The sequence below is a fragment of the Streptomyces sp. NPDC006265 genome, from assembly GCF_040613555.1.
Classification (GTDB): domain Bacteria; phylum Actinomycetota; class Actinomycetes; order Streptomycetales; family Streptomycetaceae; genus Streptomyces.
Genome location: NZ_JBEXSH010000271.1, coordinates 1 through 10,045 on the forward strand (window position 1 = coordinate 1; position 10,045 = coordinate 10,045).

General features: G+C 66.8%; 8 protein-coding genes, 3 tRNA genes and 1 pseudogene. 11 read left to right on the plus strand and 1 reads right to left on the minus strand.

The features are described 5' to 3' along the window. The 8 genes and pseudogenes from ABZ281_RS22005 to ABZ281_RS22040 all read left to right on the plus strand — a co-directional run. Positions 1 to 227, plus strand: a pseudogene (locus ABZ281_RS22005) (hypothetical protein); the annotation flags it as partial. Between the two features lie 80 nt (positions 228 to 307). Further along, a tRNA-Glu gene (locus tag ABZ281_RS22010) sits at positions 308 to 380 on the plus strand. 232 nt (positions 381 to 612) lie between these two features. Next, positions 613 to 2,004 carry a toll/interleukin-1 receptor domain-containing protein gene (locus ABZ281_RS22015; RefSeq protein WP_356657881.1) on the plus strand — a complete coding sequence of 464 codons (1,392 nt, stop codon included), beginning with the start codon at positions 613 to 615 and terminating at the stop codon, positions 2,002 to 2,004. Continuing rightward, positions 1,997 to 2,992, plus strand: coding sequence for a MoxR family ATPase (locus tag ABZ281_RS22020; RefSeq protein ID WP_356657883.1), 996 nt, complete (start codon positions 1,997 to 1,999; stop codon positions 2,990 to 2,992). Before ABZ281_RS22015 ends, ABZ281_RS22020 begins: the two co-directional genes overlap by 8 nt. Before the next feature lie 31 nt (positions 2,993 to 3,023). Beyond that, positions 3,024 to 4,013: a hypothetical protein gene (locus ABZ281_RS22025; protein ID WP_356657885.1), complete on the plus strand. Its 990-nt coding sequence runs from the start codon at positions 3,024 to 3,026 to the stop codon at positions 4,011 to 4,013. Then, complete coding sequence (locus ABZ281_RS22030) at positions 4,010 to 6,085, plus strand: hypothetical protein (RefSeq protein ID WP_356657887.1); 2,076 nt, start codon at positions 4,010 to 4,012, stop codon at positions 6,083 to 6,085. The genes ABZ281_RS22025 and ABZ281_RS22030 overlap by 4 nt, the downstream gene beginning before the upstream one ends. A 93-nt stretch (positions 6,086 to 6,178) precedes the next feature. After that, positions 6,179 to 7,423 (plus strand): toll/interleukin-1 receptor domain-containing protein, encoded by a 1,245-nt coding sequence (locus ABZ281_RS22035; RefSeq protein ID WP_356657889.1) that lies wholly within the window; start codon positions 6,179 to 6,181, stop codon positions 7,421 to 7,423. A gap of 9 nt (positions 7,424 to 7,432) precedes the next feature. Next, positions 7,433 to 8,284, plus strand: coding sequence for a hypothetical protein (locus tag ABZ281_RS22040; RefSeq protein ID WP_356657891.1), 852 nt, complete (start codon positions 7,433 to 7,435; stop codon positions 8,282 to 8,284). On the opposite strand, the gene ABZ281_RS22045 is transcribed toward ABZ281_RS22040, so the two are convergent. Next, positions 8,281 to 8,949 (minus strand): hypothetical protein, encoded by a 669-nt coding sequence (locus tag ABZ281_RS22045; protein ID WP_356657893.1) that lies wholly within the window; start codon positions 8,947 to 8,949, stop codon positions 8,281 to 8,283. The two genes, ABZ281_RS22040 and ABZ281_RS22045, sit on opposite strands and share 4 nt — an antisense overlap. A 265-nt stretch (positions 8,950 to 9,214) precedes the next feature. On the opposite strand from ABZ281_RS22045, the gene ABZ281_RS22050 reads away from it, so the two are divergent. From ABZ281_RS22050 to ABZ281_RS22060, 3 genes are all read left to right on the plus strand, one after another. Beyond that, positions 9,215 to 9,289: transfer RNA gene (locus ABZ281_RS22050), tRNA-Asp, on the plus strand. A 24-nt stretch (positions 9,290 to 9,313) separates the two neighbouring features. Then, positions 9,314 to 9,387, plus strand: a tRNA-Phe gene (locus tag ABZ281_RS22055). Between the two features lie 177 nt (positions 9,388 to 9,564). Continuing rightward, positions 9,565 to 9,975: a hypothetical protein gene (locus ABZ281_RS22060; protein WP_356657895.1), complete on the plus strand. Its 411-nt coding sequence runs from the start codon at positions 9,565 to 9,567 to the stop codon at positions 9,973 to 9,975. Positions 9,976 to 10,045 lie beyond the last annotated feature (70 nt).

Sequence of the window (10,045 nt, forward strand, 5' to 3'; positions counted from 1 at the left end):
GCAGCGGACTGCGCGCCATCGAGGGCAAACACCCCGACCCCATCGAGGCGTCGATCCTCTACTTCGACCGCGACACCCGCCACCTCCAGGCCTGGGACGAGATCGAGCTGGGCGGCCTCGGCCTCACGACGGCGGAGGTCAGCCGCCACCTCCCGAAGGAGAACCAGCCCGGCGCGAGCCAGTCCCCCAGCACCCCGCCCGAGGGCACTTCCTCGCCCTCCTCCTAAACCGTTTTGGCGATAGCTCCCGCCATCCCATATGCTTCTCACGTCCCCGACGCGCTGCGAAGCGCACAGGCGGGCCGATAGCCCTCATCGTCTAGCGGCCTAGGACGCCGCCCTTTCAAGGCGGTAGCACGGGTTCGAATCCCGTTGGGGGCACAGTTGGACTTGCCCGTGCTGCATCACTGGATGCGTGCACGGGCTTTTCTCATGTCGACGAGCCGGCACAGAACAAGGACAACCGCGACATGAGGTGGCCCAGCTCACTATCCTGACGGTGGTCGGGAACGAGCGAGGGGGCGGTTTCTGTGAGAAAGCGGCGTTTTCTCCGTGTACCGGATGTGGCACTTCAGAGAACTTCCCTGATTCGTCGCTGTCAGCACTGCGCCGTATGAGCCCCCGTGTACCACTCGCCGATGAGGCGGACGACGAGATCGCTCCTTCTGAGACTCTCTTCGGAGACCGCGGCCTGGTGTTCCTCAGCCACAGCTCCCGCCCCAGAGAGGAGCACGAGTTGGGGGCTGGTGACACGCTGCAGAGACACCAGCACCGGAAAATCTACCTGAAGAGGATACTCGCAGCCCCCGACGACCGGCTGCCACCTCTCGGCTTCGCCACGTGGCTGGACCAGAAGGATCTCGAAAAGGGCGAGTGCTTCGACACTCTCATCTACGACGCGCTCCTCCGCTGCCGGTCCGCCGTGATCCTCATCGACAGGGACGCGCTCGACTCCGAGTACGTCCTCGCCGAAGCGACCATCCTCACCTTCCGCCGTACCGTGGGTGACCCCGTTCACCTTCTGCCGGTTCTGCTCGGCGACGTGACGGACAAGGACGTGAAGGCCAGCAGACTGGGCCGCGTCCTGCGGCTGGACGCCCTCCTGCCACTGCGCCCCGCGAACCGCAAGAAGAACGGTTCGGCGGCACTGTCCACGGCCGACGAGATAACGCAGGAGCTGGACGACAGCATCACTCCTTGTGACGACGCGGACTCATCCACGCAGCGGTGGATAGACCATGTGTCGTCCTACCTCTCCCGGGTGACGGACGAGGCCCTGCGCCGGGCCGCGAAGACCATCGGCGTCAACTCCGAAGAATGGCAGACGACCCGCCACAAACCTCGGGCTCTGGCGGCCGCCTTCCTCTCGTGCGAGCCCTCCCTGGTGTACAAGGCGTTGCAGGAGCTGGTGCCGCAGCTTGATCCGCACCAGGTGCAGCGAGCGGTCCAGTATGTCCAGCCGCTGTGGGTCGACCTGGGTGCGGCACAGGTCGTGATGGCTGCCAACAACCGGTCGGCACCGGACCGCGTGGTCGGGCTGTCGACCCGGGCGTACCGGCTCGGCAGGAACCTGGCGGAGCGGGCCACCGCGGGAGACTGGCGCTACCACATCCACGCCCTTCCGGAGATCACGGGCGAGGACACCATCAACGAACTCGTGGAACGGTGCGACCGTACGCTGCGCGACGCGCTGAACCTCTCGCACCATGACACCCCGCAGCAACTCGCGGCTCAGCTGACCGACATGGAGGGCGTGTTCGTCGTCCTGCGCTGTGACTCGGGGGACCCGTCCACCGCCCGTGCCGTGATGGAAGAACTGCGCGTGCGTTTTCCGGGCATCGTCATCGTCGCATTGGCGCCGGCCGACCACAGGCTCTGGAAGGCAGCGAAGATCAAATCGGCATACGAGTCGTTCACACGGGTCAAGGAGCGGGCCGCCCGCAAGTACGTAAGCGACACCGCCAAGTTGGCCGATGACGAAATTAAGGTGGACAGTGATGACTGAGGAGTCTTCGACCCTCGAGAGTCTTCTCCAGTTGGTGCGCGACATGTCGAGCGGACGGCCCGCAAACCTGCGGAAAGGCGATCAGCGGGACGGATCCGTCTACGCACCTACGCCCGAGATCCGCACCGCCGTGCAAGTCGCTCTCATCACGGGCCGGCCGTTGCTGCTGTCCGGGCCGCCCGGCTGCGGCAAGTCCAGCCTTGCCAGCTTCGTGGCCCGAAGCCTGGGCTTCTCCTACTTCGAGTTCGTGGTCACCGACGACTCCGATCCGCAGGACCTGTTGTGGCGCATCGACCTCATCCGGCGGTTGAACGACGCCCAGCTCGCCAAACTGACCGATGACGAGTCGGTCTTCACCGACTATCTTGAGCCCGGACCGCTGTGGTGGGCCCTCAACCCGGAGACCGCTGAACGCCGGGGGGCGGACCGTGCGCTGACCCGGCCGGCCGCTCCGCCGGTACACCTGCTCGACTACCAGGCGACCAGGGCAGGCGCCGTCCTGCTGATCGACGAGATCGACAAGGCCGACAGCTCATTCTGCAACGGGCTGCTCGTACCACTCGGCAGTCGGCAGTTCTACGTCCCCGAGATCAACGACACGGTCACGAACGGACCGGGACGGATCGAGGAGAGCCCTCTCGTGATCATCACCACGAACAACGAGCGTGATCTCCCTGAGGCCTTTGTCCGGCGCTGCGTTGTTCTGCCCGTTCCAGGGCCCGACGCCAACCGGCTGAAGGAGATCGCCCGGCTGCACTTTCCGGTGCTCGACACCGACGAGGGTCTGATGAGCCGCGTGGCGAAACTGGCGCCCCGCTTCGAGTTCGACGCGAACGGCCATGCCCACGCGAGCACCGCCGAATTCCTCGATCTCGTCGAGGTCCTGATCAAGCTCAACACGGACTTCGATTCCCCGGAATGGCAGCTGATCGAGAAGCTGGTGGTGGAGAAGCCGATCATGCGCCGGAACGCCTTCTCGCAGTGGTGATTCGTCTTGGTCCGACCAGGGAGGACAAGGCATGAGCATCGCCGACGCCGTACGGGTCATCGCCGCCCGGGAGCACCTCGTCGACCTGGAGTTCGCGCTGAGCCTGCTCGGCTTCCAGCTGGTGCCGCTCGCCGAGCCGGCCTGGGAGATCACCTCTGAAAGCGAGCTGGAGGACGCCGACGAGGCTGATGACGTGGTCGTCGACGATGCCGAGGTGAGCCACCACGGCATCGGTCGTGTCATGGCGTCCACCCCCACCGACGATCTGGCCGGCCTCGGTGACGGCGACAACCCGGGCTCCCAGGGGTTGCGCTGGTTCTGGGGTCTCGGCGATCAGTCCGGGGGCGTGCAGGCCAACCGCCTGATCCCGTACGTCCTGGACAGCGACGCGATCCTCACGGCGGAGGAAACACGTCAGGGCCGTGTCCCGGCCGTCGAACACCCGCGTACATCCGCCGAGAGCGCGGAACTCACGCTGGAGCGCGTCACCGAGTACACCACGACATGGGACCGCCAGCGCATGCACCGGCTCCTGTTACGGCGGGTGCCGGGCAGGAGAATCGACGTGGAGAAGATCGTGCGCATGCTGGCACAAGGGCAGGTCGTGCACCGATTGCCCGTCCTGCCGCGCACCAAGGTGGCACTGCCCATACAGGTCGTCCACGACATCGGTCTGTACACCGGTCCTTTCGGCCTCGACCTGCGTGCTCTTCTCGACGTGGTGCGACTTGCGAGTGTTCCGGGACTGGAACTGCTGGCCTTTCGGCACAGCATCGCCCACGGCTGCGGGACCGGGCCGGCGTGGCGCTGGCAGCCGTACCGAATCCCCGCGCGTGCGTCCTGCGTCCTGCTGGTTTCGGGTGGTTTCGGTCCCGACCCACTCAACCGTGCCCGCGAGTTCCACCACCTGATGGCCGCCCTCAACCGCCGAGGACATCATGCGCGTGCCGTCTGGTTCGGTGAACTTCCCGACGGGGTAGCGCCGCTGCGCCCGGAGAACTGGGTGGTCAGAAACCGATGAATGAAGAGTTCGCGGAGGCGATCACCGCCCGGATCCGCGGGCGCCTGGCCGACACGCCACAACTCGCTCACCTGGCCGCTCTGGTGTGTACGACGCCCTTCGTGCCGTTCCCGCTGCTGCGCGACCTACGCACCCATGCCATGCCGCGCAGCACCCTCGCGCTGGAGGCCGAACTCTGCCAGTCGGACGTCGTGGAGAGCATGGCCTCCGACGGTTTCGCGCTGCTCCGCGGGCCTCGAACCGGCCTACGACACGCGTTCCGGGCAGCGATGCTGGGCGACGAGCGCCCCGACGCGACCGGGCTGCGCGAAGCCATGGCTCCCGGACTGCAGTTCCTCTCCCCATTGTTGCGGTTGGAGGAGCGGATCGTGTGGTCCTACGTAACCGCCGAGGACTTCCTCACGGCAGTCGACGAGGAACTCGCCCACGTCGTCTACAGCGTCGTGCGACAGAGACGACTGCGGATACTGGAGTGGGCCTCCGGTGCCATGATGCGCATGCCCGAGGACGTACTGCAGGCTCCTTCGGTGTGGCTGCTGGCTCAGCTCTGCCGAGCGGTCGGGCTGCCGCATCCGGAACTCTCATGGCCCGAGGCCGACTTTGACCGGTCCCTGTTCAGGGAGGCGATGGCGCTCGTCCCGCAGACCACCGTGGGAATCGCACGCGACGGTTCACGGCTGTTCGTCGGACCGGTCTCGACCCAGCGTCGCATCGGCATCCGGGTCCCCGCCACCGCGCCGGTCAGCGTACGGGTCGTCTGGGAAGGGCAACCGCAGGGCGAGGAGCTGACCGAGGTCGACCGGACCGTGCGCACGGTCACCTGCGGGCGCAATCCCGTGGAGCTGATCGGCCTGGACGGGCGGGTGGTGCGGCTCGAACCCTTCCACGGCGCCCGCCCGCCGGAGGAGTGGGAGCGCTCAAACCTCTACGACCGACTCGAAGAGGCACGTGAGTCTCAGCGAACCATGCGGGCTCAAGTGCTGTCGGTGAGTCGCGGCGCCACCGGATACGTGGTCCGCCTGCTCGAAGAGCCCACCATCCATGCCTTCCTGCCGCACAGCAAGGCCGAGTTCCCCCACCTGTCACGCGAGGGACTGGGCGCCCTGCTCAACGGCGCGATCCTCGTGAGGATCGAGGTCGTCGACCGGAGCAGCCAGGGCGTCATGGTCAGACGGGTACGGTCGCTGCCGAGCCGGGGCACTCTCACTGTCGGTCAGCGCTGTCGTGGCAGGGTTGTGGCCAAGGACGTGGACGGGATGTTGGTGTCGCTGAACGAGGCAGCAGGTGTCGACCAGCCCGAGTTCGAACCGCTCCTGGGCAAGTTGCACACGAAGGGCCTCCTCCCGGTGCCGGGCTGGGAACCCAAGCTGCGCAGCACCCGGAGCTATCCACTGGACGTGGACGACGAGATCGACGTGGTGATCGTCAGCATCGGCTCCACCAACCGCCAGATCAAGCTCAGGATGACGGAGTCCGAGGCCCCGGTCGCCGCCGGGGAGGTACGCATCGGGGACCGTGTGCTGGGCACGGTGCGGCAGAAGTCGTACAACGGCATCCGCTTCGACCTACAGGGCTGGGCGACCGCTCAAGGACCGGACCGCCCACCGCTTCCGTCTGGGCTGACGACTCTCGTCCTCAACACGGAACTGTCGTGGGAGGGCCGGTGGTTCTTCGGTGGCGGGGACGCGCGGGAATACCCGCTACAGCTGGGCGATCGTTCGGAGTTGGTGGTGACGGGCCGCCATCCTGTGACCGGAGAAGTTCTGTCATCCCTCAAACGGCTGATCGACGATCCCGGGAGGACGGCCGTCAGACAGCTGCGGCCAGGCACGGAGGCGTTCGGTGTCGTTCTGCGCCGACGCAATCGTGTGTGGCGCGTCCGCTTGGAGCCGTGGAGCGTCGTCGCGAACCTCACCGTCGGCCAGGACGTGGCAGACCGGCTTCGCAAGGACGCCCGTGTGCGTCTGCGGATCGAGAGGGTGGAGACTCTGGAGCGAAGGATCCGGGCCTCACTCCTGCGGATCGTCGAGACGCCCGCTCCGGACGAGGACGACCCGCACCGCGAGCCGTGATGCGCTCCTCGCGGAGCGACGTACAGCGCCGGCGTCCCGCCCGTTTCTCGTGACCCGAGGACGGGCGGGGTGCAGCGCCCGTAGGCTGATCGAGTGACAGTTCCGCTGTACGCCCCGGTGGTCGAGGTCTACGTGGTGTGGCACCCGGCCGACCGGCAGGGCAAGGACATCGCTGAAGCGCTGCTACCGCACTTCCGTGGCGACCGCTTCTCGGGCCTGCTGGACGGCGTGGTCGACGTCTACGAGCGCTCTGCGGGGCTGCGCGGCGAGGGCAGTGCTCCACGGCCCATCCCGTTCCCGGGCACACCGGACGCGGCAGCTGAATACGTCGTCGTCGTTCCGTTGCTCGGTGAGAACTGGGCGCGAGCGGCCGAGGACACCGAGAATCCATGGCACGACTACGCCCTGCGGATCAAAGAGGCGTGGAACTCCAGGGGTCCACAGCCCACGCTCGGGGTGTTCCCGATGCTCATCTCGGGCACTCCGCTCTTGGGGCGGCTCGAGCAGCTCCTGGGCCGCATCCAGCGGCTGGCGGAGCCGGGACGCACCCAGCCCGAGGAGATCCACGCCACTCGGCTGCGTGATCTCTCCCAGGGCATCGCGCAGCTGGCCCACGGAAAGAGCGCAAAGCTCACGGTGTTCATCAGCCACACCAGGCTCGGCGATCACGCGCCGAGGGACATCATCGACCGCGTGCGCTACAGCATCCGCGACACGCGGCTGGAAGAGTGGATCGACTACCACAGCCTCATGCCCGGGTCCGACTCCCTCCAGGAACTACGCGACAGGGCATCCGACGGCATCATGCTCGCCGTGCGCACCGACGAATACGCGAGCCGGCACTGGTGCCAGCGCGAAGTACTCACGGCCAAGCGCGCGGGCGTACCGGTCGTCGTCCTCGACGCACTGAGCGCAGGAGACCGCAGAGGCTCCTTCCTGCTGGACCACGTCCCTCGGCTCTGCGTCGGCACACCGGCCGGCGACGCGACCGGGCAAACGATCAGACGAGCCCTGAACCTGCTCGTCGACGAATACCTGAACCGCGTCCTGTGGCGGTCGCGCCGGCAGGCGCTCGCCGCCCAACCGGATCTGAAGGTCGACTGGTGGGCGTCCCAACCGCCGGAACCGGCCACCCTGACGGCATGGATCACTGAGTGGCTCGCCGATTCCCACAGGACGGGACGCGCGGTCGCAGACATCAGGCCACGCATCGTGCACCCAGGCCCACCGCTCGGCGAGGATGAGATGCAGGTACTGAACGAGATCGCGAGCATCGGAGGTATCCGGCGTGGCCTGGACATCACGACAGTGGCACTGCTCGCCGCACGAGGTGCGTGAGGAACAACGGTGAACCATCTCCTCCCCCCCGACTCCCTCAAGGGACAGATGGTCGGCATCTCCGTGTCGAACAGTCCGGACCTCGCCCGGCTCGGATTGATCGAGTCACACGTGAACGTGATCCTCGGGGAGATCTCCCGCACGGTTCTCGCGTCCGGCGGCACGCTGGCCTACGGCGGACACCTGCGACCCGACGGGTACACGACCTTCCTGCTCTCCGAACTTCAACGGTACGAGCGAGGCACCCAGCCTCTCCTCACCGTCTTCCTCGCATGGAGCGAACACCAGCACATGACACGCGATGAGCTGGAGGAACGGCTCTCCGTCGAGAGCTGGGCCCGCGTGCTGTGCCTCGATCCGGGCGGCCGTGAAATCCCGGACCCGCTGGCCGACCGCTCCACGGAGCCGGCCCCTCCACTCCAACAGGAGGCAGCCGCCCACGCCTTGACGTCCATGCGCCGCACCATGGCCGAGAAGACCGACGCCCGGATCCTGCTCGGCGGAAAACGGGAGAGGTTCTCGGGAGCCATCCCCGGCCTCATGGAAGAAGCTCTGCTGACGCTCGAATCCGCGACACCGCTCTTCCTGGTCGGCGGCCTGGGCGGCGTCACCGTGGACATCCTGCGGGCCCTCGATGTCGACGACTGCGATTGGCTGCCGCTGGATCCGGGAGCCGAACCCGAGGATCCGCGCCTCGTCACAGGACGACGACTGCTCATGGCCGCCCGTGAGGACCCGCGTTGGGCCGGACTCCGCAACGGACTCTCCGAAGAGGAGAACCACCGGCTCGCCGCCGCCCACAGACCTGCGGAGATCGCCGCCCTCCTGGCCCTCGGGCTCGGCCGGATCGCGACCACCTAGGAGTACGGCCGGCTGACCTCATCAACGCCGTCCGGAGCGACTCCACCCACCATCAACCCCGGGTCGCGCACACCCGCCAGTCGCGCGAATCCCATGACGTACTCGCGCGTATGGGCCTGTACGACGGCCAGCTCCGCCCGGCACTCGGCAGCCTCGGGCCACTCGGACTCCGGGGCGTCCGGAAACGCGTTCTCGTGCGCCTTCAGTCTCGGGTGCCACTTGGACAGGAACGGGCGCAGTTCCCTGTTGAGGAGATTCACGGCCAGATACTCGACTGTGATCCCGTCGCCCCCCACAGTCGGGCGCGTGGTTCTGAGAATGTCCCGCGTCGTGGCAAACAAGCCGTACAACGAGGTCAGTGCCTCCCTGACAAGCCCCTCGTCGTCACTCAGCCGCTGGGTCGAGATGCGCGTCACGGACTCGACGAAGAGTTGCCACGAGACCTGGCGCGTGTCGTCGTTGACCACGAAGGTCAGTTCGCTCAGCTGCGGGACACTGACACGTACCTCTGTGAGCCTCACCGTGCGCCGGTAGAAGTCCGCCACACCGGCGAGGAGCGCGCCCACCACAGCCCCGACGGACAGGAGGGTGTACTCACGGCCCGCGGTGTCGATCCGATACAGAGCCCACATCGCCGCACCGCCCGTGGCGGCGCCCAGCACCACGCGTGAAGCCCGGAGCACGGCACGGTTGGTGATCACTGCGAGATCCTAACCGGCCTCCTTCCGCCGTTGCAGGGGTCGTCCACGCCGATATGCGCCGGCCCGGAGGTGGGGACCGGTATCTGGACACCCACCCGCTCCAAGATCACTTGCACGGACAGGCCCTTCCCATCTGCTACGCTGATCCAGCGACATGACGCCACCGGAACTCCGGAAACCACGTTGGTAGCCCCAATTCCAGTGTGCGAGACTGTACGCGTTGCAGCTTGGTCCTGTGGAGCAGTTTGGAGTGCTCGCCACCCTGTCAAGGTGGAGGCCGCGGGTTCAAATCCCGTCAGGACCGCTGAGGTTTCACGTGAAACCTCGTGGCTGGGTAGCTCAGTTGGTACGAGCGATCGCCTGAAAAGCGATAGGTCGCCGGTTCGACCCCGGCCCCAGCCACAACCGCCCTCACCAGGGCTTGAGCCCCTCTCCCACACACCGGAGAGGGGCTCTTTCGTGTCCTTTCCGCCTGGATACGGCAGGCCGATTCCGATGATCTTGAGCGGTTAGAATCGGGCGCCCCTCACTCGACCCGAGGGGTTCACGCTGCGAGCGTGACGAAAGACGGGGTACGACATGAAGAAGACAGTCGGCAGGATCGCCATCGCTCTCGCCGTGGCCATCGGCGGCGTGGTGGCCACCACCGGTACCGCGAACGCCTACGGCACCGGTGAGTGCAAGTACTCCAAGGAGAGGACGGCCTCGGGCCACGGGGACACCGTCATCCTTCAGATCTGGCGGTGCCCGGACGGGCACGACTACGCCAAGGGGATCATCTCCGGCAGCGCCAGCGCCTCCAAGGCACGGGTGTGGATGGACGACTCGATCAACGGCGGGAAGAACTGGACCGCGCGCCAGTACACGACCAGCCCGTCGAGGTCGACGCAGACGCCGCAGAACAACCTGCTGTACGACGGCTCGCCGCACAAGGTGCGGGCCTGTGGTGACACCAGCGGTCACAAGACCATATGCACCGCCTGGTACTGACCGGGCTGGAACCGATCCGGTCGGGTAGCCGACCGGATCGGTTCGCGTCACGAAGCCGCCGCTCACCTCC